17 protein-coding genes are annotated in these 22,930 nt (G+C 72.5%); 4 read left to right on the top strand and 13 right to left on the bottom strand.

What is annotated here, in order from left to right; genetic code table 11:
- Nucleotides 1–13 precede the first annotated feature (13 nt).
- The 3 genes from ACGF3I_RS32605 to ACGF3I_RS32595 all read right to left on the bottom strand — a co-directional run bounded on the left by ACGF3I_RS32605 (nt 14) and on the right by ACGF3I_RS32595 (nt 3,861).
- Nucleotides 14–1,072 (bottom strand): PhoH family protein, encoded by a 1,059-nt coding sequence (locus tag ACGF3I_RS32605; RefSeq protein WP_393138450.1) that lies wholly within the window; start codon nt 1,070–1,072, stop codon nt 14–16.
- Nucleotides 1,073–1,249: 177 nt separating this feature from the next.
- Nucleotides 1,250–2,299: a carbohydrate kinase family protein gene (locus ACGF3I_RS32600; protein ID WP_393138466.1), complete on the bottom strand. Its 1,050-nt coding sequence runs from the start codon at nt 2,297–2,299 to the stop codon at nt 1,250–1,252.
- 248 nt (nt 2,300–2,547) lie between these two features.
- Nucleotides 2,548–3,861 (bottom strand): enolase C-terminal domain-like protein, encoded by a 1,314-nt coding sequence (locus tag ACGF3I_RS32595; protein ID WP_393138464.1) that lies wholly within the window; start codon nt 3,859–3,861, stop codon nt 2,548–2,550.
- A 313-nt stretch (nt 3,862–4,174) separates the two neighbouring features.
- Between ACGF3I_RS32595 and ACGF3I_RS32590 the strand changes: the two genes are divergently transcribed.
- Complete coding sequence (locus tag ACGF3I_RS32590) at nt 4,175–5,500, top strand: MFS transporter (protein ID WP_393138448.1); 1,326 nt, start codon at nt 4,175–4,177, stop codon at nt 5,498–5,500.
- Between the two features lie 370 nt (nt 5,501–5,870).
- Here the strand turns inward: ACGF3I_RS32590 and ACGF3I_RS32585 are convergent, their stop codons facing one another.
- The 8 genes from ACGF3I_RS32585 to hrcA form a co-directional block, all read right to left on the bottom strand.
- Entirely contained in the window at nt 5,871–6,869 is a 999-nt protein-coding gene (locus tag ACGF3I_RS32585; protein ID WP_393138446.1) for an adenosine deaminase, read from the bottom strand.
- Nucleotides 6,870–6,931: 62 nt separating this feature from the next.
- The gene (locus ACGF3I_RS32580) at nt 6,932–7,843 is read right to left on the bottom strand and encodes a ribonuclease Z (protein WP_393138444.1); all 912 of its coding nucleotides are present in this window, start codon (nt 7,841–7,843) and stop codon (nt 6,932–6,934) included.
- 45 nt (nt 7,844–7,888) lie between these two features.
- Nucleotides 7,889–8,248 carry a histidine triad nucleotide-binding protein gene (locus tag ACGF3I_RS32575; protein ID WP_393138442.1) on the bottom strand — a complete coding sequence of 120 codons (360 nt, stop codon included), beginning with the start codon at nt 8,246–8,248 and terminating at the stop codon, nt 7,889–7,891.
- Between the two features lie 83 nt (nt 8,249–8,331).
- Nucleotides 8,332–8,874 (bottom strand): hypothetical protein, encoded by a 543-nt coding sequence (locus ACGF3I_RS32570; protein ID WP_393138440.1) that lies wholly within the window; start codon nt 8,872–8,874, stop codon nt 8,332–8,334.
- A 304-nt stretch (nt 8,875–9,178) separates the two neighbouring features.
- Nucleotides 9,179–9,922 (bottom strand): 16S rRNA (uracil(1498)-N(3))-methyltransferase, encoded by a 744-nt coding sequence (locus tag ACGF3I_RS32565; RefSeq protein ID WP_393138438.1) that lies wholly within the window; start codon nt 9,920–9,922, stop codon nt 9,179–9,181.
- Nucleotides 9,919–11,010: a nitronate monooxygenase gene (locus ACGF3I_RS32560; protein ID WP_393138436.1), complete on the bottom strand. Its 1,092-nt coding sequence runs from the start codon at nt 11,008–11,010 to the stop codon at nt 9,919–9,921. The genes ACGF3I_RS32565 and ACGF3I_RS32560 overlap by 4 nt, the downstream gene beginning before the upstream one ends.
- A gap of 157 nt (nt 11,011–11,167) precedes the next feature.
- Nucleotides 11,168–12,304, bottom strand: coding sequence for a molecular chaperone DnaJ (gene dnaJ / locus ACGF3I_RS32555; protein WP_393138434.1), 1,137 nt, complete (start codon nt 12,302–12,304; stop codon nt 11,168–11,170).
- The gene (gene hrcA, locus ACGF3I_RS32550; protein ID WP_100578282.1) at nt 12,305–13,324 is read right to left on the bottom strand and encodes a heat-inducible transcriptional repressor HrcA; all 1,020 of its coding nucleotides are present in this window, start codon (nt 13,322–13,324) and stop codon (nt 12,305–12,307) included. It abuts the gene before it with no gap.
- Nucleotides 13,325–13,479: 155 nt separating this feature from the next.
- Between hrcA and ACGF3I_RS32545 the strand changes: the two genes are divergently transcribed.
- Together ACGF3I_RS32545 and ACGF3I_RS32540 are read left to right on the top strand one after the other, a co-directional pair.
- Complete coding sequence (locus tag ACGF3I_RS32545; protein WP_393138431.1) at nt 13,480–14,202, top strand: MBL fold metallo-hydrolase; 723 nt, start codon at nt 13,480–13,482, stop codon at nt 14,200–14,202.
- Nucleotides 14,203–14,289: 87 nt separating this feature from the next.
- The gene (locus tag ACGF3I_RS32540) at nt 14,290–15,114 is read left to right on the top strand and encodes a DUF3097 domain-containing protein (protein ID WP_393138429.1); all 825 of its coding nucleotides are present in this window, start codon (nt 14,290–14,292) and stop codon (nt 15,112–15,114) included.
- A 61-nt stretch (nt 15,115–15,175) separates the two neighbouring features.
- Here the strand turns inward: ACGF3I_RS32540 and hemW are convergent, their stop codons facing one another.
- Nucleotides 15,176–16,408: a radical SAM family heme chaperone HemW gene (gene hemW / locus ACGF3I_RS32535; protein ID WP_393138427.1), complete on the bottom strand. Its 1,233-nt coding sequence runs from the start codon at nt 16,406–16,408 to the stop codon at nt 15,176–15,178.
- Nucleotides 16,409–16,601: 193 nt separating this feature from the next.
- Between hemW and ACGF3I_RS32530 the strand changes: the two genes are divergently transcribed.
- Nucleotides 16,602–20,834 (top strand): HAMP domain-containing protein, encoded by a 4,233-nt coding sequence (locus tag ACGF3I_RS32530; RefSeq protein ID WP_393138425.1) that lies wholly within the window; start codon nt 16,602–16,604, stop codon nt 20,832–20,834.
- 70 nt (nt 20,835–20,904) lie between these two features.
- Here the strand turns inward: ACGF3I_RS32530 and ACGF3I_RS32525 are convergent, their stop codons facing one another.
- The gene (locus ACGF3I_RS32525) at nt 20,905–22,788 is read right to left on the bottom strand and encodes an AMP-dependent synthetase/ligase (protein WP_393138423.1); all 1,884 of its coding nucleotides are present in this window, start codon (nt 22,786–22,788) and stop codon (nt 20,905–20,907) included.
- Between the last annotated feature and the right edge of the window lie 142 nt (nt 22,789–22,930).

Raw genomic sequence — 22,930 nt, 5'->3', positions numbered from 1 at the left:
GGTGCGCTCTGCTCTACTTCCCGTTCCGGCCGCGCCGACCGTCTTCCTGGTCCTGGCGGCTGTCGTACTGCTCGTACGCGTCGACGATACGGCCGACAAGCTTGTGCCGTACGACATCCTGCGAGGTGAGCCGGGAGAAGTGCACGTCGTCGACGCCGTCCAGGATGTCCTGGACCTGGCGCAGACCGCTCTTCGTGCCGCCCGGCAGGTCGACCTGGGTGATGTCGCCGGTGATGACGATCTTGGAGTCGAAGCCGAGGCGGGTGAGGAACATCTTCATCTGCTCGGCGCTGGTGTTCTGCGCCTCGTCGAGGATGATGAACGCGTCGTTGAGCGTGCGGCCGCGCATGTACGCCAGGGGGGCGACCTCGATCGTGCCGGCCGCCATCAGGCGCGGGATCGAGTCGGGGTCGAGCATGTCGTGCAGCGCGTCGTACAGCGGACGCAGATACGGGTCGATCTTCTCGTAGAGCGTGCCGGGCAGGAAGCCGAGGCGCTCGCCGGCCTCCACCGCGGGGCGGGTCAGGATGATCCGGGTGACCTGCTTGGACTGCAGGGCCTGGACGGCCTTGGCCATGGCGAGATAGGTCTTGCCGGTGCCGGCGGGGCCGATGCCGAAGACGATGGTGTGCTTGTCGATGGCGTCGACATAGCGCTTCTGGTTGAGCGTCTTGGGGCGGATGGTGCGGCCGCGGCTGGAGAGGATGTTCTGGGTGAGCACCTCGGCCGGGGTCTCGCCGTTGCCGTGGGCGCCCGCCCGGCCGCCGTTGCCGTTGCCGCTGCCATTCGCCCGGAGCATGGCGATCGAGCGTTCCACTGCGTCCTCCGTCATCGACTGCCCGGTGCGGAGCACCAGCATCATCTCGTCGAACAGCCGCTGGATGAGGGCGACTTCCGTCGCGTCCCCCACGGCGCTGATCACATTGCCCCGTACGTGGATGTCGGCCGACGGGAAGGCCTTCTCGATCACGCGCAGCAGGGAGTCGCTCGAACCCAGGACGGTCACCATCGGGTGCTTGGCCGGGATGGTGATCTGGGCGTGCGCCTGCGGGTGTGTGGGTGTCTGCGTCATGGGCCGGCTCTGGGGCCTGCACATACCTCCCGTTGCAGGGTTCTCGCTGCTCGAGAGCCTCTGGGTACCCAAGCGTACGACGTGCCGCCCCGGCGGGCCGAGGCCTTTTCCCCCTCGGTGTCTCCGCTCCCCTCCCGCGCGCCCGCCGCCGACCCCCGCGGCGGCGGCGCGGGGTGGTTACGCGGGGTGGCGGAAGCCCAGGGTGGGCAGGGCCCGGCGCAGGGGCCAGGTGCGGGCCGCGCCGGGCAGGAGGTCGGAGAGGAAGGCGTAGCGGCGCAGCGCGGCGGGATCCTGGTCGTCCAGGGTGCGCACCCGCTGCCACCAGCCGCCGATCTCCGCCCAGCCCGGCGCGGAGAGCGATCCGCCGAACTCCTGGACCGACAGCGCCGCCGTGAGCCCGGCGAAGGCGAGCCGGTCGGCCAGCGGCCATCCCGCGAGGGTGCCGGTGACGAAGCCCGCGACGAAGACGTCGCCCGCCCCGGTGGGGTCGAGGGCCTCGACCTCGATGGCCGGCACGTCCGCCGTCTCGCCCGTCGCGCCGTCCACGGCGTACGCGCCCTCGGGCCCCAGCGTGACCACCGCGAGCGGCACCTTCTCGGCGAGCGCCCGGGCCGCCGCCCGCGGGCAGTCGGTGCGGGTGTAGCGCATCGCCTCGGCCGCGTTGGGCAGGAACGCCTCGCAGTGTTCGAGCTCGGGCAGTCCGGCCAGGTCCCAGCGGCCGGTGTCGTCCCAGCCGACGTCCGCGAAGATCCGCGCCCCGGAGCGCGCCGCGTCCTCGATCCAGCCTTCGCTCCGGCCCGGGACCAGGGAGGCGACGGCGGCCCGCGCACGCGGCGGGTAGTTGGGCGCGGACAGTTCGTGCGGCGCCTCGTGGCCGTGCGTGACCATGGTGCGTTCGCCCTCGTACGCCATGGAGACGGTGACCGGGGAGTGCCAGCCGGCCACGGTGCGCGACAGGGAGAGGTCGATGCCCTCGCCCTGTTCGAGCGCGTCCCAGCAGTACTCGCCGTAGTGGTCGTCGCCGAACGCCGCGGCCAGGGAGGTGCGCAGACCGAGCCGGGCCAGCGCGGTGGCCATGTTGGCGACGCCGCCCGGGCTCGAACCCATGCCGCGCGCCCAGGACTCGGTGCCGCGCACCGGCGCCGAGTCGAGTCCGGTGAAGATGATGTCGAGGAAGACCGTGCCGGTGAGGAACACGTCGCAGGCCGGGTCGCGCGGGTCGCGCAGGCCGTCGAGCGGGTCGAGCCGGGAGGTCCGGCGCGGCTCGGTGCCGGGGGCCGGACGCCCGAAGGCGCGCCCGGCGGGGTCGTGCGGGCGGTCCTGGCGGGGCCGCTGTGCCTCGTGGCGCGGGTGGTGGGACGGCTGCTGGGGCGGCTGGTGGGGCGGCTGCTCTCTGCTGGGTGGTGTCGTCACGGCGGGCTCCCGGTCGCGTACAGATCTGGCCAGTCTGCCCGATGTACGCCGCTCGGTGCCCGCTACCAGCGCGGGAGCGCCGGAGTCGTCCAGCCGGCGTGTTCGGGAGCCCGGCGCATCGCGCGGGCGTCGTCGCGGTCGCGCAGGGTCCCGTCGTCCTCCAGCCAGCGCCGGTGGAGGCGGGCCAGTGCGCCGCGGTCGAGTTCGACGCCGAGCCCGGGGGCGTCGCAGACCGTCAGCTGCCCGTCGCGGAAGACGTGCCGGGCAGTGATCACGTCCTCGCTCTGCCAGGGGTAGTGGCTGTCGCAGGCGTGGTCGAGGTTGGGGACGGTCGCGGCGACGTGGTTCATCGCGGCGAGGCTGATGCCCAGGTGCGTATTGGAGTGCATGGACAGGCCCACCCCGAACACCCGGCAGATCGCGGCCAGTTCACGGGTGTTGCGCAGTCCGCCCCAGTAGTGGTGGTCGGACAGGACGACCTGGACGGCGTCGGTCAGGAACGCCTCGCGGATCTCGGGGAACGCCGTGACGCACATGTTGGTGGCCAGCGGCACATCGGTGCCCCGGGAGACCTCCGCCATCGCGGCGGTGCCCGGCGCCGGGTCCTCCAGGTACTCCAGTACGCCCCTGAGCTCGGCCGCCACCCGCAGCGAGGTCGCCGCGCTCCAGCCGCCGTTGGGGTCGAGCCGCAGGGGCCGGCCGGGGAAGGCGGCGGCCAGCGCGCGGATCGCGGCGATCTCCTGCTCGGGCGGGAAGACGCCGCCCTTGAGCTTGAAGGAGCCGAAGCCGTGCTCGCGCACCAGGCGGCGGGCCTGCGCGACGATCCCGGCGGGGTCGAGGGCCGCGCCCCAGGTGTCCTTCTCGCCCGCGCCGCCCGGGTGTTCGGCCCAGCGGTAGAAGAGGTAGGCGCTGTACGCGACGCTGTCGCGCACCTTGCCGCCGAGCAGGCTGTGGACGGGCTCGCCCCGCACCTTGCCGAGCGCGTCCAGGCACGCCACCTCGAAGGCCGAGACGACGGACAGGCGCAGCTTGTCAGCCGTCCGGGCGCCGCGCAGGCCGCCGACGTCGACCGCGTGGTCCACCTGTGAGGCGTCGACCCCGACCATGTTCATGAGCGTGAACAGCCCATTGAGGTCGGCGACGGCGTGGCCGACGAGGCCGGCGGCGTAGGGGCGGGCCAGTTCCAGGTATGCGGTGTCGCCGTACGTCTCGCCGACCCCGGTGATCCCGCCGTCCGTGACGATCTCGACGATCAGCCGTGGCGTGTACGGCTGGTGTACGCCATGGACGTTGAGGAGGGGCGGGTCGCCGACGAGGACGGGGGTGAGCCGCACCTCGGCGATCAACGGTCCGTGCGCGGTGGCAACTCGGTTCATGTGGTCCCGCCCGTCTCCCCGGCCGTCCGACTCGACGGTCATCCATCCATGAAAATGGAGACTAGATATGTGAACGACCGCCGTCAAGGACACCGCCCTTGGCCCGGCCGTCAACTCCCGCCGCGCATCGGCAAATTCGCCCGTCTACCCGACGAACTCCGAAGCAAACGAAACGTGACCCAGATCACACCGTCTCGACTTTTCGCGCGCTGGGCGCGCTTGATACAAATTGGGCCCGCGTTCCCGTACAACACCGGGCGCATCCCCCCTCTTTGACCTCCCTGCCCCACGGGCACTGTTCCTTGGAACGCCCATGTCCGCACGCCCTCGTGCCGCCTGGCCCCTGGTCGCCGTCTTCACCGCCGGTTACCTCGCCGCGTACCTCCTTCCCACCGTCGTCGGACGCCTGTCGGCCGGTCTCGGACTCTCCCCCGCACAGGCCGGACTGGTCGGCTCGACCCTGTTGTTGAGCTCCGCGACGGCCGGCTTCACCCTCGCCTCCCAGGCCGAGCGGCACGGCCCGCGCCGGCTCGCCCGGTGCGGACTGCTCCTCGCCATCACCGGGTACGGCGGCGCGGCGCTCACCGCGTTCGTGCCGCTCGTCGTGGCCGGCGCGGTGGTCGGCGGGCTCGGTTCGGGGACCGCCACCGCCGTCGCGGCGGCCGGCATCGCCGCCCAGCGCGACCCCCACCGCACCTCCACGCTCGGCCTGCTCTCGGTCTCCGCGACGGCGGGTGCGCTCTATCTGACGATCCCTCACCTGGGCGGCGGGCACGCGACGCCGCTCGCCTCGATCGCGCTCGTCGCGGCCCTGGTGTGGCCCACGACCAGGTGGCTGCCGGACGTCCCCGGGACGGGCCGGGCCCGCGGGGCGGCCCCGTCCGTCCCGGCCGCCACGGCCCACGGCGTACGACTGCCCCACCGCCGCTCGGGGACGGTGCTGGCCGCGACCATGCTCTGCTGGTCCCTGGCGCAGAACGCGCTGTGGGGTGTGAGCGGGCGCATCGGCATCACCCAGGCGGGGCTCAGCGAAGTCACCGTCGGCATGGTGTTCGCGGCCGGGCTCGGCGCGGGGCTGCTCGGCGTGCTCGGCGCGGGTGCGCTGGGCGCGCGGCTCGGGCGGGCGGTGCCGATCGGGGCGGGTACGGCGGTCATCGCGGCCTGCATCGTGGCGAGTTCGTCCGCGCGGGGGCTCGCGTCCTTCGCGGCCGGCGAGATCCTGTGGAACGTCTTCTACCCCGTGGTCCTGTCGTACCTGATCGGCCTGTCCGCCTCGCTCGACCCGCGCGGGCGGTGGGCCGTGCTGGCCGGCTCCGCGTCCTCGCTCGGGGTGGCCTGCGGGCCGCTCACGGGCAGCCTCCTGTCGCAGTACGCGGGGTACCGGGGCATGGGGCTCGTGCTGTGCGCGCTGCTGCTGCTCATCGCGGCGCCGATGAGCGCGGTGGCGCTCCACACGGGTGGGCGGCCGCTGGTGCCCGGGTCCATTCGGCGGCGCGGGGGGATGCCTGCGGCGGTGGTGGTGGGGCGGGGTGTTGGTTCAGGGGGGTTGCTTCCGCAGATCGGGGTGCCTGAGCAGGAGGTTGCCGAGGTCCCCCTGCACTCGCGTTCCGCCCACCCCCCCAAGGTCCTGGCCTCCTGACCCACCTCCCCCGAGGGGCTGCGCCCCTCCGACCCCGGCGGGCGCTCCGCCCCCTGCACCCCTGCTCAGGGGCTGCGCCCCCGAACCCCCCTTCGCGCCTGAACGGCGCTCGTCCTCAAACGCCGGACAGGCTGAGGATGCACATGCTGGCCAACACCGAGCAGTTCAGGGGCGCGGGGAACTGCGCAAGGCAGGCCGCACACGACATGCGGGCCAACACCAGTCCTGCCAAGGGGCGCGGGGAACTGCGCGACCAGCCACGCACGGTGCGAGCCCGACAGCTGGTTGAGGGGTGCGAAGAGCGGCCCCGGCCCGCGCAGGGCCGAGGGGTTGGGGGTGCGGGGAACTGTGCGGGTATCGGGGGCCGGGGCTACGCCTCGGGGAATTCGTAGGCGGCCACCTCGGCCAGGTACCCGGCCCGCACCCCCTCCGCATCCTCCAAGAACGCCGCCTCGAAGGAGTTCCGCGCCAACTCCCGCAACCCCTCCCGGTCCACCCCCAGCACCTCCCCCACCGCGGTGAACGTGTCCCCCACGTACCCCCCGAAGTACGCCGGGTCATCGGAGTTGACCGTGCACAGCAGGCCCGCCCGCATCATCGCCGGGAGCGGGTGCTCCTCCAGCGTGTCGACCGCCCTCAGGCGCACGTTCGACAGCGGGCACAGCGTGAGCGGGATGCGGTCGCGTACCAAGCGGGCCACCAGGGCCGGGTCCTCCAGGGCGCGCAGGCCGTGGTCGATCCGCTCCACGCCCAGCACGTCCAGCGCCTCGGTGATGTACGACGGCGGCCCCTCCTCGCCCGCGTGCGCCACCCGGCGCAGCCCCAGCCCGGCGGCCACCTCGTACACCTCGCGGAACTTCGCCGGCGGGTGCCCGACCTCGGCCGAGTCGAGGCCGACCCCGACGATCCGGTCCAGGTACGGCCGCGCCGCCTCCAGCGTGAGCAGCGCCGACTCGGCCGACTGGTCCCGCAGGAAGCACAGGATGAGCCGTGTCGAGATGCCGTGGCGCTCCTCGCTCCGCGACAGCGCGCGCCACAGTCCCTCCACCACCGTGCCGATGGACACGCCCCGAGCCGTGTGCGCCTGCGGGTCGAAGAAGATCTCCGCGTGCCGTACTCCCTGGGCCGCGGCCCGGGTCAGATAGGCCTCCGCGAGCGAGGCGAAGTCGTCCTCGGTCCGCAGCACCGTCATCAGCGAGTAGTACAGGTTCAGGAAGGACTGGAGGTCATCGAAGAGGTACGCCTTGCGCAGCTCCTCGGTGTCGGCGTACGGCAGCTCGATCCCGTTGCGGGCGGCGAGTTCGAAGGCCAGCTCGGGTTCCAGGGTGCCCTCGATGTGGAGGTGCAGTTCGGCCTTGGGCAGCGGCATGAGGGTTCCTCGGGTCGTGCAGGGGGGAGGTGGAGCAGGTGGGGGGGGTGGGCGGTGCGGGGTCAGGGGGCGCGTTTCGGGAGCGGGATCGTGGTCAGGTCCGCGGCCACCGTCAGCCCGCCCGTGAAGCCCGCCGCCCTCGCCTGGCGCCCGAACTCCTCCGGGTCGGAGTACCGCTGCGAGAAATGGGTCAGCACCAGATGGCGCACGCCCGCGTCACGGGCCACCTCGGCCGCCTGGCCGGCCGTCAAGTGGCCGTGATCGACGGCCAGTTGCTCGTCCTCGTCCAGGAACGTCGATTCGATGACCAGCATGTCGCAGCCGTCCGCGAGCGCCGGTACGCCCTCGCACAGGCGGGTGTCCATGATGAACGCGAACCGCTGCCCGCGCCGGACCTCGCTGACGTCGTCCAGGGTGACGCCGTTCAACTCGCCCTCCCGCTGCAGGCGCCCCACGTCGGGGCCCTTGATGCCGCGTTCGGCCAGCAGGCCGGGCAGCATCCGGCGCCCGTCGGGCTCGACCAGCCGGTAGCCGTACGACTCGACGGGGTGCGACAGCCTGCGGGCCTCCAGGGTGTACGCGGGTGTGGTGGCCAGCACCGCGCCCTCCCCCGAGACCGGCGCCTGGCCGAGCTCGACGGTTTCCCGGTAGGCCGTGGCGTACCGCAGACGGTCGAAGAAGCGCTCGCCGCTCAGCGGGTAGTGCGCCGTGACCGGGTGCGGCACGCGGTCGAGGTTGATCCGCTGGATCACCCCGGCCAGGCCCAGCGAGTGGTCGCCGTGGAAGTGCGTGACGCAGATGCGGTTGAGGTCGTGCGCGGCGACCCCGGCCCGCAGCATCTGGCGCTGGGTGCCCTCGCCGGGGTCGAACAGGATGCCCTCGCCGTCCCAGCGCAGCAGGTAGCCGTTGTGGTTGCGGTGCCGGGTGGGCACCTGGCTCGCGGTGCCGAGCACCACCAATTCACGTACGGACACGGGGAGTTGCCTTGCTGTGCGGGGCGGTCGGGCGGTTCGGGTCGGCTAGCCGGGCGGCCACTGGAGGCCACGGCCGCCCAGGACGTGCGCGTGCGCGTGGAAGACGGTCTGGCCCGCGCCGCTGCCCGTGTTGAACACGATCCGGTAGCCGGTGGCGTCGATCTTCTCGTCGCGGGCGACCTGGCCCGCCTCGCGCAGCACGTCCGCGGCGATGGCCGGTTCGGCGGCGGCGAGGGACGCGGCGTCGGGGTGGTGGACCTTCGGGATGACCAGGACGTGGGTCGGCGCCTGGGGGTTGATGTCGCGGAAGGCCACGGTCGTGTCGGTCTCCCGTACGACGGTCGCCGGGACATCGCCCGAGACGATCTTGCAGAACAGGCAGTCGGCCTGCGGCTCTCCGGCCACGGTCCGGTCCTCCTTGGTCGCGTTGGTCAGGTAACCGCATGCTACTCAACGCGTCGCCGGGCGCCGTGGCGCGCTCCGGCGGGCTACTTGCCCTGGAAGGACTGGGTGACGGTCACCGTCACCGTGACGGTGGGCCGGCCGACGGGGGCGGGGGCGGTCGAACGGGGGGCCGAGGGGGCGGGGGCCTCGCAGTTGCCCAGGACGCTCGCGCGGAAGACGGTCTTCCCCGCGACCTTGGCGGTCAGGTCGCCCTTCACGCAACGGCCCCCGACCTCCTGGGTGACCTTGCCGTTCACGGTGATCGCCCGGCCGTCCTTCGTCTCGCCCCGGCAGTTCACGTCGGCGACCTGATGTGTGGTGGCGCCCGCCGAAGGGGTTGCGCCGGGGCCGGAGTTGAGGTTGGCGTTGCAGGTGAGCCACTTGACGTCGACGTGCTCGTGCGCGAGGGCGGCCGTGGCGGTCTGTTCCGTGGTGACGGCGACCGCGGCGGAGTTGAGGCCGCCGACGGGGTCGCAGGCGGTGGCCCCGCCTATCGCCGACGCGGCGATGAGCAGGGCGGGCAGTGTGCGGTATGCCGTGCGGCGCGGTTCGCGGTGTGCCGAGCTGTGTGACCCCTTGGCGCCCATGGGTGCCAGGGTCCCATCGCCGGGTCGCCTGCGGTAGCCCCCTTGCGGCCATCCCGGCCCTCTTCCGGGGCTGCGCCCCAGCCCGGCGCCTCACAGGTCGCGGGCTGCGCCCCAGCCCGGCGCCTTACAGGTCGGCCGCGGGCCGTGCCCGCTTGCTCGCGCAGTTCCCCGCGCCCCTAACCCCCTGGTCGTGCGCGGACCGTGGTCGCTTCTCGCGCAGTTCCCCGCGCCCCTGGCGGGGCCGGTGGCCTTGGGGGATCGGGGGCGAGCGGCGTTCAGGCGCGGGGGGGCAGGAGGCGACGGGTCAGGACCAGCGGCCCGTTCGGGACAGGAGGACGGCTGCCGCCGCCGTGCCCGCTGTCGAGGTGCGCAGTACGCTCGCGCCCAGGCGGTACGGGCGCGCGCCCGCCTCGGCGAAGGCCGCCAGTTCGTCCGGGGAGACGCCGCCCTCGGGGCCCACCACCACGACGATCTCGCCGCTCGCCGGCAGCTCCGCCGTGGCCAGGGCCTCCGAGGGGTGGTCGCGGTCCTCGTGCAGCACCATCGCCAGGTCCGCCCCGGCGAGCAGGGGGGCGAGCTGTTTCGTGGTGCGGGCCTCGTGCACCTCGGGGAAGCGGACCCGGCGGGACTGCTTGCCCGCCTCGCGGGCCGTACTGCGCCACTTGGCAAGGGACTTGGCGCCCCGCTCGCCCTTCCACTGGGTGATGCAGCGCGCCGCCTGCCACGGCACGATCGCGTCCACGCCGGTCTCGGTCATCGTCTCCACGGCGACCTCGCCCCGGTCGCCCTTGGGCAGCGCCTGCACCACCGTGATGCGGACCGCGGGCTCGTCCTCGGTGGCGGTCGCGGTGACCCGCACGACCAGGCGGTCCTTGCCCTCGGCGGCGACGACCACCGCGTCCGCCCAGCTGCCCGCGCCGTCGGTGAGCGTGACCCGCTCGTCCGCGCGCAGACGCTTGACGGAGACCGCGTGGCGCCCCTCGGCGCCGTCCAGGACGTACTCGCCGCCGCCCGGCACCTTGTCGACAACGAAGACCGGGGCGGTCATGACGCACTCCTCATGTTCCTCAGGTTCTGCAGGGTGACGGTCAACTCGGCTGCTGCGGCGTCGAGTTCGTCCGCCAGGACCTCGACGAGCCGACCCGCCGGAAGCTCACGGGCGAGCCGGTGGCCCTGGCCCGCCCAGAGCGCCATGCCCTGGGGGTCGCCCGCGGCGGCGGCGGCCTTGCGCACGGCGGCGGTGAGCTGGTGCACCTGGGGGTAGCCGGCGGGGGCGTACGGGCCGTGCTCGCGCATGAAACGGTTCACCAGGCCGCGGGCCGGCCGCCCGGAGAAGGCCCGCGTCAACTCCGTACGGACGAAGAGCGGGTTGGTCAGGGCCTGCTTGTGCAGCACGTTCGCACCGGACTCCGGGCACACCAGGAACGCCGTGCCCAGCTGCGCCGCGTCCGCGCCGGCCGCGAGCACCGCGGCGATCTGGGCCCCGCGCATCAGGCCGCCGCTCGCGACGATCGGCAGCTGCACCGCCTCGCGGACGAGGCCGATCAGCGTGAGCAGTCCGATGCCGGCGCCGCCCGCCTCGGGGTCGTCGCGGTGGGTGCCCTGGTGGCCGCCCGCCTCGACGCCCTGCACGCACACCGCGTCCGCGCCCGCCCACTGCGCGGCCTGCGCCTCCTGGGGCGTGGTGACGGTGACGATCGTGTACGTGCCGACCTTGGCGAAGGCGTCGAGCACGGCGCGCTCGGGGCAGCCGAAGGTGAACGAGACGACCGGCACCGGGTCCTCGCGCAGGATGGCGAGCTTGGCCTCGTAGTTGTCGTCGCCGCCGGAGTCCGCGTCGCCGAGCGGCGTCTCGTACCAGGAGGCCTCGCCGGCGAGCTGGTGGCGGTAGACCTCGATGGCGGCGGGGTCGGTGTGCGGTTCCTGCGGCATGAACAGGTTGACGCCGAAGGGCTGGCCGGTCAGCCCCCGCACCTGCTTGATCTCCTGGTACATGCCGTCGGCGGTCTTGTACCCGGCGGCCAGGAATCCGAGCCCCCCGGCCTCGGACACGGCCGCGGCCAGCGCCGGACCGGAGGCGCCGCCCGCCATGGGCGCCTGCACGATCGGATACCGGCAGAGATCGGTCAAAGCCATGCCCGCATCGTGCCACGCGGTTGCTCCCGCGCCGAATCGCCGGATCGCCACGGGGCAGTGACCCTGGCCACGATTCCGGGCGCCGCGCCGGGGCGGCGCCCGCCGAAAACGGAAGGGGCCGTGGGGGAGATCTCCCCCACGGCCCCCTCCACCGGACTCAGCGTCCGTTGAACGCGTCCTTCAGACGGGAGAACAGGCCCTGCTGGCCGGGCTGGAACTGCCCGGTGGGGCGCTCCTCGCCGCGCAGCTTGGCCAGCTGGCGCAGCAGGTCCTCCTGCTGCGGGTCCAGCTTGCTCGGGGTCAGGACCTCGACGTGGACGATCAGGTCGCCGCGCCCGCCGCCGCGCAGATGCGTGATGCCGCGGCCGTGCAGCGGAATGGACTGGCCGGACTGGCTGCCCGGGCGGATGTCCACCTCCTCCATGCCGTCGAGCGTCTGGAGCGGCACCTTGGTGCCGAGCGCCGCCGCCGTCATGGGGATGGTGACCGTGCAGTGCAGGTCGTCGCCACGGCGCTGGAAGACGTCGTGCGGCACCTCGTGGATCTCCACGTACAGGTCGCCGGCGGGGCCGCCGCCGGGGCCGACCTCGCCCTCGCCCGCGAGCTGGATCCGGGTGCCGTTGTCGACGCCGGCCGGGATCTTCACGGTGAGGCTGCGCCGCGAGCGGATCCGGCCGTCGCCCGCGCACTCCGGGCACGGAGTGGGGACCACGGTGCCGAAGCCCTGGCACTGGGGGCAGGGGCGCGAGGTCATGACCTGGCCCAGGAAGGAGCGGGTGACCTGGGACACCTCGCCGCGACCGCGGCACATGTCACAGGTCTGCGCGGAGGTGCCGGGGGCTGCGCCCTCGCCCGAGCAGGTCGTGCACACCACGGCGGTGTCGACCTGGATCTCCTTGGTGGTGCCGAAGGCCGCCTCGTTGAGGTCGATCTCCAGACGGATCATGGCGTCCTGGCCGCGGCGGGTCCGCGAGCGCGGGCCGCGCTGCGACGCCGTGCCGAAGAAGGCGTCCATGATGTCCGAGAAGTTGCCGAAGCCGCCCGCGCCGAAGCCGCCGGCCCCGCCGCCGCCCGACGACGACAGCGGGTCGCCGCCGAGGTCGTAGACCTGCTTCTTCTGCGGGTCCGACAGCACCTCGTACGCGGCGTTGATCTCCTTGAAGCGCTCCTGCGTCTTCGGGTCCGGATTCACGTCCGGGTGGAGTTCGCGTGCGAGGCGCCGGAACGCCTTCTTGATCTCGTCCTGTGATGCGTCGCGGCGCACGCCGAGTACGGCGTAGTAGTCCGTGGCCACTTACGACTCCGCCAGGATCTGTCCGACGTAACGTGCCACTGCGCGTACCGCTCCCATCGTTCCGGGGTAATCCATGCGGGTCGGTCCGACCACGCCGAGTTTGGCGACCGCCTCGCCGCCGGAACCGTAGCCGACCGAGACGACGGACGTGGAGTTCAGTCCTTCATGGGCGTTGTTCTCGTGCCCGATGCGTACGGTCATGCCCGATTCCTTGGCCTCGCCGAGCAGCTTGAGCAGCACGACCTGCTCCTCAAGCGCCTCCAGCACCGGCCTGATGGTCAGCGGGAAGTCGTGTCCGAAGCGGGTGAGATTGGCGGTGCCGCCGATCATCAGCCGCTCCTCGGTCTCTTCGACCAGGGTTTCCAGGAGGGTGGCGAGGACCGTCGAAACGGTTCCCCGGTCCTCGGGTTCGAAGGACTCCGGCAGGTCCTGCACCAGTTGCGGCACGTCCGCGAAGCGGCGTCCCACCACTCGTGCGTTGAGCCGGGCCCTCAGGTCCGCGAGCGCGGCCTCGCCGAACGGCGCCGGGCAGTCGACCATGCGCTGCTCGACGCGGCCGGTGTCCGTGATCAGCACCAGCATCAGCCGGGCCGCCGCGAGGGAGAGGAGCTCCACGTGCCGCACCGTGGACCGGGTCAGCGACGGGTACTGGACGACCGCGACCTGCCGGGTCAGCTGCGCGAGCAGCCGCACCGTGCGGGCCACGACGTCGTCCAGGTCGACCGCGCTGTCCAGGAAGTTCTGGATCGCGCGGCGCTCCGGCGACGACAGGGGCTTGACGCCCGCGAGCCGGTCGACGAAGAGCCGGTAGCCCTTGTCCGTCGGGATGCGGCCGGCGCTGGTGTGGGGCTGGGCGATGAAGCCCTCCTCCTCCAGGACGGCCATGTCGTTGCGCACGGTCGCCGGGGAGACGCCCAGGGCGTGCCGCTCGGTCAGGGCCTTGGACCCGACCGGCTCCTCGGTGCCGACGTAGTCCTGGACGATGGCGCGCAGCACCTCGAGCCTGCGTTCACTGAGCATCGCGCACACCTCCAGTTGCCGTCCGTTTTGGCACTCGCTGTGTTCGAGTGCCAGCAAACCCCCGGCCAGTGTACGGCCCACCGGTACGCCCCGGGCAAGGCGGCCGACCACGCTACCGCGCGGTGTCGCCCCGCGATTGCCGATAGCGTCGCGTCATGGACGTGCGTTGGGAAGAGGTGGGCTGGGAGCGGCTCGGCGTCGGAGTGGGGCGCAGACGCCTTCCCGGCTGGGACGCCACGGCCGCGCTGGTCGCCGGCGAGCGCTCGCTCCTGCTGTGCGACACCGGCGCGACGCTCCGCGAGGGCGCCGAACTGCGCGCCCAGGCCGAGGCGCTCTTCGGCCGTCGTGTGACCCATATCGCGCTCAGCCACCCCCACTTCGACCACGTCCTCGGCACGGCGGCGTTCGCCGGGGCCGAGGTGTACGCGGCGGTCGGCATCGGGCGGGCGCTCGGCCGGGAGGAGCTGCGTGCCGACGCGGTGGCGCAGGGGGTGGCTCCGCGGGAGGCGTCCGAGGCGGTGGACGTCCTGGTGCTGCCGCACCACGAGGTGAGCGGCGAGTGGACGCTGGACCTGGGGGGCCGTCAGGTGCTGCTCGCGAACGTCGGCCCCGGGCACACCGGGCACGACCTGGCGGTGCTCGTGCCGGCCGCGGGCGACTCCCCGGAGATCGTCTTCTGCGGGGACCTCGTGGAGGAGTCGGGCGAGCCCCAGGCCGGCCCCGACGCCCTCCCCTCCCGCTGGCCGGCCGCCCTGGACCGCCTGCTCGCGCTGGGCGGCGAGCGGGCGGTGTACGTGCCGGGGCACGGGGCGGTGGTGGACGCGGCGTTCGTCCGGGGGCAGCGGGAGGGGCTGGCGAGGCGGTTCGGGGTGTCGTAGCGCCGGCGCCGCGCAAACGGCGGCGCGTGCGGTGCCGGGCGCACCACTGCCGCCCGCGCGGGGCCGGCCTCGCCAATAATGAGCCCTATGCGCAGCTACAGCCCGGACCTGACCCCGCCCTGGAAGAAGAAGCAGGCGCCCGTTCCCGAGGTGCCCGCCGAGGTCGATCTCGTCGTCGAGGAAGTCTCCACCGGATTCTGCGGGGCGGTGATCCGCTGCGAGAAGACGGCCGAGGGGCCGACGGTCACCCTGGAGGACCGGTTCGGCAAGCACCGCGTCTTCCCGCTCGTGCCGCGCGGGTTCCTCCTGGAGGGCAAGGCGGTCACCCTCGTACGTCCCTCGGGCGCGGCCCCCGCGCCCCAGCGGCCCGCCCGTACCGCCTCCGGGTCGATCGCCGTGCCCGGAGCGCGGGCGCGGGTCGCCCGGGCGGGGCGGATCTATGTCGAGGGGCGGCACGACGCGGAGCTGGTCGAGCGGGTCTGGGGTGACGACCTGCGCATCGAGGGTGTGGTCGTCGAGTACCTGGAGGGCATCGACGACCTCCCGGCGATCGTCGCCGAGTTCGCCCCCGGGCCGGACGCGCGGCTCGGGGTCCTGGTGGACCATCTCGTGCCCGGGTCGAAGGAGTCCCGTATCGCGGCGTCCGTGACGCATCCGGACGTGCTGGTCGTCGGGCACCCCTACATCGACGTGTGGGAGGCCGTGAAGCCGGCGTCCGTGGGGATCGCCGCGTGGCCGGTGGTGCCGCGGGGGCAGGACTGGAAGACGGGGGTGTGCCGGGCGCTGGGGTGGCCGGAGAACACGGGGGCGGCGTGGGCCCGGATCCTGTCCGGGGTGCGCTCGTACCGGGACCTGGATCCTTCGCTGCTGGGCTCGGTGGAGCATCTGATCGACTTCGTCACGGCGCCGTGAGCCCGCGGCGCGCTGCTAGGGCCCAGCCCCCGGGAAGCCCCTGAAAGCCCCCCCTCCGGGGTCAGTCGACCAGGGCTCGGACCACCGCGTCGGCCAGGAGGCGGCCGCGCAGGGTCAGCGCCGCGCGGCCCGCGCCGAAGGCATCCTCCTCCAGCAGTCCCGAACCCACCGCCTCCCGCGCCGCGGCGAGCCCGGCCGGGTTCAGCAGGGTCAGGGGGCAGCCCTCGCGCAGGCGGAGTTCCAGGAGGATGCGCTCCACCCGGCGGTCCTCGGCCGACAGGAGCTCGCGGCCCGCGCCGGGCGAGCGTCCGGAGGCCAGGGCCGCCGCGTACGCACCGGGGTGCTTGACGTTCCACCACCGCACCCCGCCCACATGGCTGTGCGCGCCGGGCCCGGCCCCCCACCAGTCCGCCCCGCGCCAGTACAGCTCGTTGTGCAGGCAGCGGCCCGCCGCGGTGGTGGCCCAGTTGGAGACCTCGTACCAGGAGTAGCCCGCCGCGCCCAGCACCTCGTCCGCGATCAGGTAGCGGTCGGCGTGCTCGTCGTCGTCGGTCATGGGCACCTCGCCGCGGCGGATGCGCCGGGCGAGCTGCGTGCCCTCCTCGACGATCAGGGCGTACGCGCTGATGTGGTCGGGGCCCGCGCCGACCGCCGCGGTGAGCGAGGCGCGCCAGTCGTCGTCGCTCTCGCCGGGCGTGCCGTAGATGAGGTCCAGGTTGACGTGGTCGAACCCCGCGGCGCGGGCCTCGGCGACGCAGGCCTCCGGGCGGCCGGGGGTGTGCGTACGGTCGAGGACCTTCAGGACGTGCCGGCGGGCGCTCTGCATGCCGAAGGAGACGCGGTTGAAGCCGCCCGCCCGCAGCTCGGCGAGGTAGGCCGGGTCCACGGATTCGGGGTTGGCCTCGGTGGTGATCTCCGCGTCCTCGGCGAGGCCGAACTCCTCGCGCACCGCCGCCAGCATCCGCACCAGGTCGGCCGCCGCGAGCAGCGTCGGGGTGCCGCCGCCGACGAAGACCGTCCGCACCGGCCGGGTGTCGCCGGACAGGACCTTGCGGGCCAGCCGGATCTCCTCGACGACCATGTCGGCGTAGTTGTCCCGGGAGGCGAGCACACCCCCCTTGCCGACCAGTTCGCTCGCCGTGTACGTGTTGAAGTCGCAGTAGCCGCAGCGCGTCGCGCAGTACGGGACGTGCAGGTAGAACCCGAGCGGCCGCTCCCCCGCGCCCTCCAGGGCATGGCGGGGCAGTGACCCGTCCTCGGGCATGGGCTCACCATCGGGCAGTACGGAAGGCATGCCCCCATTGTCCGGCACGCGCGCACCTGCCCCGTCGCACGGCCCCCGCCCCGCCCGACGGCCGCGGCGCCGAGGACGCGATCCGCCGGCCCGCAGTACCGGCGGACGGGTTCCCGCGAAGCGCCGCTCACGGCATCGACGGAGTGACAGACTGAGCGGGCCCATGAGCGCCGAGTCACCGAAGCGGGCTTGTATGAGCAGAGACAGCGCCAGACCGCCGGGCGAAGGCGATTGGATCCGGGCCTGCGAGCTGCGCCCCCTCCTCGCGGCCCTCACGGCCTTGCGCGACGGGGACGTGAAGGTGCGGCTCCAGGAGGTCCACGAGGGGATCCCGGCCGAGCTGGCCGCGCTCTTCAACCAGGTGGCCGTGCGCAACCAGCACTTCACCGACGAGCTGATGCGGGTGCGCCGCGAGGTGGTCCGGCACGGCAGGCTCGACGAGCGGCTCGCGGCGAGCCCGGGGCAGGGCGCCTGGACCGCCGGCATCGACCACGCCAACACCCTCCTGGACGCCCTGGCGGTGCCCGCCGCGAACGCGACGCGGGTGCTGGACGCGGTGGCGGGCGGCGATCTGACCCAGCGGGTCGATCTGCACGACGGCACCCGTCAGCTGCGCGGCGACCTGCGGCGCCTGGGCCGGGCCGTGAACAGGATGGTCGACCAGCTGTCGCTGTTCACGGGCGAGGTGACCCGGGTCGCCCGCGAGGCCGGCACCGAGGGGCGGCTCGGCGGGCGCGCCAAGGTGCAGGGCCTGAGCGGGAGTTGGCGTGACGTCACCGAGGCCGTGAACACCATGGCCGCGCGCCTGACCGCACAGGTCCGCGACATCGCGGCGGTGACCACGGCGGTGGCCCGGGGCGATCTGACGCGCACGGTGACGGTCGAGGCGACCGGCGAGCTGCTGGAGCTGAAGCTGACCGTCAACACGATGGTCGACCAGCTCTCCGCCTTCGCCGACGAGGTCACCCGGGTCGCCCGCGAGGTCGGGACGGCGGGGCGGCTCGGCGGGCGGGCGCAGGTGCGGGGCGTGTCGGGGGTGTGGAAGGACCTCACCGACAACGTCAACTTCATGGCCTCCAACCTGACGTCGCAGGTCCGCAACATCGCCCAGGTCACCACCGCCGTCGCCAACGGCGACCTCTCGCAGAAGATCACGGTGGACGCCCAGGGCGAGATCCTGGAGCTCAAGTCCACCATCAACACCATGGTCGACCAGCTCTCCGCCTTCGCCGACGAGGTCACCCGGGTGGCCCGCGAGGTCGGCACCGAGGGCAACCTCGGCGGCCAGGCGCAGGTGCGCGGGGTGTCGGGGGTGTGGAAGGACCTCACGGAGAACGTCAACTTCATGGCGGACAACCTCACTTCGCAGGTCCGCAACATCGCCCTGGTGTCCACCGCGGTCGCCCAGGGCGATCTCGGCAAGAAGATCACGGTGGAGGCGAAGGGCGAGATCCTGGAGCTGAAGACCACCATCAACACCATGGTCGACCAGCTCTCCGCCTTCGCCGACGAGGTCACCCGGGTCGCCCGCGAGGTCGGCACCGAGGGCAACCTCGGCGGCCAGGCGCAGGTGCGCGGGGTGTCGGGAGTGTGGAAGGACCTCACCGACAACGTCAACTTCATGGCCTCCAACCTGACGTCGCAGGTCCGCAACATCGCCCAGGTCACCACCGCCGTCGCCAACGGCGATCTGTCGAAGAAGATCACGGTGGACGCCCGGGGCGAGATCCTGGAGCTCAAGGACACCGTCAACACGATGGTGCAGCAGTTGCGCGCCTTCGCCGACGAGGTCACCCGCGTCGCCCGCGAGGTCGGCACCGACGGCCGGCTCGGCGGGCGGGCCCAGGTGCTCGGCGTCTGCGGGGTGTGGGAGGCGCTGACGGACAACGTCAACTACATGGCGGACAACCTCACTTCGCAGGTGCGCAACATCGCGCAGGTCGCCACGGCGGTGGCGCAGGGCGATCTGTCCAAGAAGATCGACGTGGACGCGCGCGGGGAGATCCTGGAGCTGAAGACCACCATCAACACCATGGTGGACACACTGTCCTCGTTCTCCTCGGAGGTCACCCGGGTGGCCCGTGAGGTGGGTTCCGAGGGACAGCTCGGCGGTCAGGCGCGGGTCGAGGGCGTGTACGGGACGTGGAAGCGCCTGACGACCAACGTCAACGAGCTGGCCCTGAACCTCACCACCCAGGTCCGCGCCATCGCCGAGGTCGCCTCGGCCGTCGCGCAGGGCGACATGTCGCGGTCGATCACCGTGGAGACCCGCGGCGAGGTCTCGGAGTTGAAGGACAACATCAATCTGATGGTGTCCAATCTGCGCGAGACGACCCGCGCCAAGGACTGGCTGGAGTCCAACCTGGCCCGGCTGGCCGGGCTGATGCAGGGCCACCGGGACCTGATGGAGGTGGCCGATCTGATCCTGCGCGAGCTGACGCCGCTGGTGAACGCCCAGTACGGGGCCTTCTTCCTGGCGGACCCGGACGAGGACGGCACCCCCTCGCGCACCACCAGCGCCACCAAGGGGCTCGCGTTCATCGCCGGGTACGGCTCGGCGCAGGGCGCGACGGTGGACACCACGGGGATGCCGGGGCACGGACTGGTGCGGCAGGCGGCCCTGGAGAAGAAGCGGATCCTGCTCGAAGAGGCACCGCCGGACTACATCAAGATCAACTCCGGGCTCGGCGAGGCATCCCCGGCCAGTGTCGTCATCATCCCGATCCTCTTCGAGGACAAGCTGCTCGGGGTGATCGAGCTGGCCTCCTTCTCCCGCTTCTCCGACGTCCACCTGGCCTTCTTCGACCAGTTCGTCAACACCATCGGTGTCGCGATCAACACGATCATCGCCAACTCGCGCACCGAGTCGCTGCTGAGCGAGTCCCAGCGGCTCGCCGTCCAGCTCCAGGAGCGCTCGGACGAACTCCAGCGCCAGCAGGCCGAGTTGAGGCGTTCCAACGCCGCTCTGGAGGAGAAGGCGGCGCTGCTGGCGTCCAGCTCGCAGTACAAGTCGGAGTTCCTGGCGAACATGTCGCACGAGCTGCGCACCCCGCTCAACTCGCTGCTCATCCTGGCCCGGCTGCTCGCCGACAACCCGGACGGGCACCTCTCCGAGCAGGAGGTGCAGTTCGCCTCGACGATCCACCGCTCGGGCTCGGACCTGCTCCAGCTGATCAACGACATCCTGGACCTGTCGAAGATCGAGGCGGGCCGCATGGACGTACGGCCCAAGAAGCTGCCCCTGATCAAGGTGCTCGACTACGTGCACGCCACCTTCCGCCCCATCACCCTGGACCGGGGCCTCGCCTTCGAGGTGGCGGTCGGCGAGGACGTGCCGCGCGAGATGTACTGCGACGAGCAGCGCCTCCAGCAGATCCTGCGCAACCTCCTGTCCAACGCGATCAAGTTCACCGCGTCGGGCCGGGTGGAGCTGCGCGTCGACCGGTTCAAGGGCGGCCCGGCGGCCGGCGCGCACGGCGGGGACGACCTGGTCGCCTTCGTCGTCAAGGACACCGGCATCGGCATCGCGCGCGAGAAGCTGCCGGTCATCTTCGAGGCGTTCCAGCAGGCCGACGGCACCACCAACCGCAAGTACGGCGGCACCGGCCTCGGCCTGTCCATCAGCCGGGAGATCGCGGGGCTGCTCGGCGGACGCATCGTCGCCGAGAGCGATCCGGGCCGCGGCTCGACCTTCACCCTGTACGTCCCGGTCCGCTATCCCGGGCACGTCCTGGCGGATTCCGAGCAGCCGGGGCCCGCGCCCGTCGCGGCGGGCCACGTCATGGACGGCCACGTCATGGAGGACCACGTCACGGCGGGCCACCTGACGGAGGGCCACGGCCGGCTCCTCGGCGAACCCATGGCGCCGGCCGACCAGGACGACGGCTGGCCCAGCAGTACCCGCCTGGAGGAATGGCGTACCGGCCGGGCGGGCCGCGTCCTGTCCGGGCGCCGGGTGCTGATCGTCGACGACGACATCCGCAACGTGTTCGCCCTGACCCATGTGCTCGGCCGGGTCGGCATGCCGGTGGAGTACGCGGAGAACGGGCGCGAGGGCATCGAGACGCTGGAGCGCGTCGCGGACATCGAGCTGGTCCTGATGGACATCATGATGCCGGAGATGGACGGCTACGAGACCATCGAGGCGATCCGGCGCAGCCCCCGCTGGGCGCGGCTGCCGATCGTGGCGCTCACCGCGAAGGCGATGCCCGGGGACCGCGAGAAGTCGATGGCCAAGGGCGCCAGCGAGTACGTGCCCAAGCCCGTCGACGTGGACCTGCTCCTCACGGTGGCCTGCGCGCTGCTCGACCCGGACGGCGAGGGAGTTGGACATCCGGACGACATGGACGAGGGGCCGGGCGCGGCGCCGCCCGTCCCCGGGCAGCGCGCGGCGGGAGAGGCCGAAGGGGCGCCACCGGGCCGGTGAGGCGGGCCGTCTCCAGGACGGACCCGGGGCGCTGCGGCGGGCCCGCAGCGCCCCGTGGCCGGCGGCGTTCTCAGGCCTCGCGGGACCCGGCGTACATCTCCTCGATGAGCGCCCGGTACTCGCGCTCGACGACCGGCCGCTTCAGCTTGAGGCTGGGTGTCAGCTCGCCGTGCTCCACGTCGAGGTCGCGCGGCAGCAGCCGGAACTTCTTGATCGTCTGCCAGCGCTGGAGGCCCTCGTTGAGGCGCTTGACGTACCCCTCGATCAGCTCGACCGTCTGCGGCGCCGCGACGACCTCGGCGTACGAACCGGTGATGCCCTGCTCCTTGGCCCAGCCGAGGATGGTCGGCTCGTCGAGGGAGATGAGCGCGGTGCAGAAGTTCCGGTCGGCGCCGTGCACCAGGATGTTGGAGACGAACGGGCAGACCGCCTTGAACTGGCCCTCCACCTCGGCCGGCGCGATGTACTTGCCGCCGGAGGTTTTGATGAGGTCCTTCTTGCGGTCGGTGATGCGCAGATAGCCGTCGGCGGACAGCTCGCCGATGTCACCGGTGTGGAACCAGCCGTCGGACTCCAGGACCTCGGCGGTCTTCTCGGGCAGCCGGTGGTAGCCCTCCATGATGCCCGGGCCGCGCAGCAGGATCTCGCCGTCGTCGGCGATCCGCACCTCGGTGCCGGGCAGCGGCTTGCCGACCGTGCCGGTGCGGTAGGCCTCGCCCGGGTTGACGAAGGAGGCGGCCGAGGACTCGGTGAGCCCGTAGCCCTCCAGGATGTGGATGCCGGCGCCGGCGAAGAAGAAGCCGATGTCGGGCGCGAGCGCCGCCGAGCCGGAGACACAGGCCCGCAGCCGCCCGCCGAACGCCTCGCGGATCTTGCTGTAGACCAGCGCGTCGGCGACCTTGTGCTTGGCGGACAGGGCGAAGGGGACGCCGGGGCGGCCGGTGCGGCGGAAGGTGTCCTGGCTGACCTTCGCGTATTCGCGGGCCACTCCGGCCGCCCACTGGAAGATCTTGTACTTGGCGCCGCCGCCCTCCCGGGCCTTGCTCGCGACGCCGTTGTAGACCTTCTCGAAGATGCGCGGCACGGCGGCCATGTAGGTCGGCTGGACCACCGGAAGGTTCTCGATGATCTTGTCGATGCGGCCGTCGACCGCGGTCACGTGGCCGACCTCGATCTGGCCGGAGGTCAGCACCTTGCCGAAGACATGGGCCAGCGGCAGCCACAGGTACTGCACGTCCTCGCTGGTGATCAGGCCGGTGGCGACGGTCGCGCGGGCCATGTACGACCAGTTGTCGTGCGGCAGCCGGACGCCCTTGGGGCGGCCGGTGGTGCCGGAGGTGTAGATGAGGGTGGCGAGCTGGTCGGCGGTGATGGCCGCGATCCGCTCCTTGACCGCCCCGGGGTTCTTCTCCAGGTGGGCGGCGCCGCGCGCCTCAAGCTCCGCGAGGCTGAGCACCCAGCCCTCCGGGTCGCCGTCGGCGGGCTCGGCGCCCGCCGGGTCGATGACCACGACGTGCCGCAGGTCGGGCAGCTCGGCGCGGCGCTCGCGGGCCTTGGCGAGCTGGGCGGCGTCCTCGGCGATCAGGACCCGGCTCTCGGAGTCGGCCAGGATGAACGCCGACTCCTCGGCGTTGGTGGAGGGGTAGATCGTGGTGGTGGCGGCGCCCGCGCACATCACGCCCAGGTCGGCCAGGATCCACTCGACGCGGGTGGAGGAGGCGAGCGCGACGCGCTCCTCGGCCTGGACGCCGAGCTCGGCGAGGCCCGCGGCGATGGCGTAGACCCGCTCGGCGGCCTGGGCCCAGCTGAGCGACTTCCACTCGTCGGGGGCCTGCCCGGCACCCGGTACCGGGTAGCGGTAGGCCTCGATGTCCGGCGTGGCGTCCACGCGCTGGACGAAGAGGGCCGCCACGGACGGCGGCCGGTTCTCGATCAAGGTCTGTGTGTCGCTCACGACGTCCTCCGGGCTGGCCTGCGGCAAGGCTGCGCGACTGGCTGGTTGTCCGAGTGCTCTGTCTCCGACGCTCTGGCTTTCCGACAGCTCTGGCTCTCCGACGCTTGTTTAACTGGCGAGTAACCATCGGGTCGTGATCAGA

Origin of the sequence: Streptomyces sp. NPDC048111 (genome assembly GCF_043202815.1) — a bacterium.
Lineage (GTDB): Bacteria > Actinomycetota > Actinomycetes > Streptomycetales > Streptomycetaceae > Streptomyces.
Note: the sequence above shows the minus strand (reverse complement) of the source record. Positions and strands in the feature narration are given on the sequence as shown.

Bases quoted from the DNA above. Each gene is read 5' to 3' on its own strand.
- ACGF3I_RS32605 (WP_393138450.1), bottom strand. From the start codon at position 1,072: ATGACGCAGACACCCACACACCCGCAGGCGCACGCCCAGATCACCATC.
- ACGF3I_RS32595 (WP_393138464.1), bottom strand. From the start codon at position 3,861: ATGAACCGAGTTGCCACCGCGCACGGACCGTTGATCGCCGAGGTGCGG.
- ACGF3I_RS32590 (WP_393138448.1), top strand. From the start codon at position 4,175: ATGTCCGCACGCCCTCGTGCCGCCTGGCCCCTGGTCGCCGTCTTCACC.
- ACGF3I_RS32585 (WP_393138446.1), bottom strand. From the start codon at position 6,869: ATGCCGCTGCCCAAGGCCGAACTGCACCTCCACATCGAGGGCACCCTG.
- ACGF3I_RS32570 (WP_393138440.1), bottom strand. From the start codon at position 8,874: ATGGGCGCCAAGGGGTCACACAGCTCGGCACACCGCGAACCGCGCCGC.
- ACGF3I_RS32565 (WP_393138438.1), bottom strand. From the start codon at position 9,922: ATGACCGCCCCGGTCTTCGTTGTCGACAAGGTGCCGGGCGGCGGCGAG.
- ACGF3I_RS32560 (WP_393138436.1), bottom strand. From the start codon at position 11,010: ATGGCTTTGACCGATCTCTGCCGGTATCCGATCGTGCAGGCGCCCATG.
- hrcA (WP_100578282.1), bottom strand. From the start codon at position 13,324: ATGCTCAGTGAACGCAGGCTCGAGGTGCTGCGCGCCATCGTCCAGGAC.
- ACGF3I_RS32545 (WP_393138431.1), top strand. From the start codon at position 13,480: ATGGACGTGCGTTGGGAAGAGGTGGGCTGGGAGCGGCTCGGCGTCGGA.
- ACGF3I_RS32540 (WP_393138429.1), top strand. From the start codon at position 14,290: ATGCGCAGCTACAGCCCGGACCTGACCCCGCCCTGGAAGAAGAAGCAG.
- hemW (WP_393138427.1), bottom strand. From the start codon at position 16,408: ATGCCTTCCGTACTGCCCGATGGTGAGCCCATGCCCGAGGACGGGTCA.
- ACGF3I_RS32530 (WP_393138425.1), top strand. From the start codon at position 16,602: ATGAGCAGAGACAGCGCCAGACCGCCGGGCGAAGGCGATTGGATCCGG.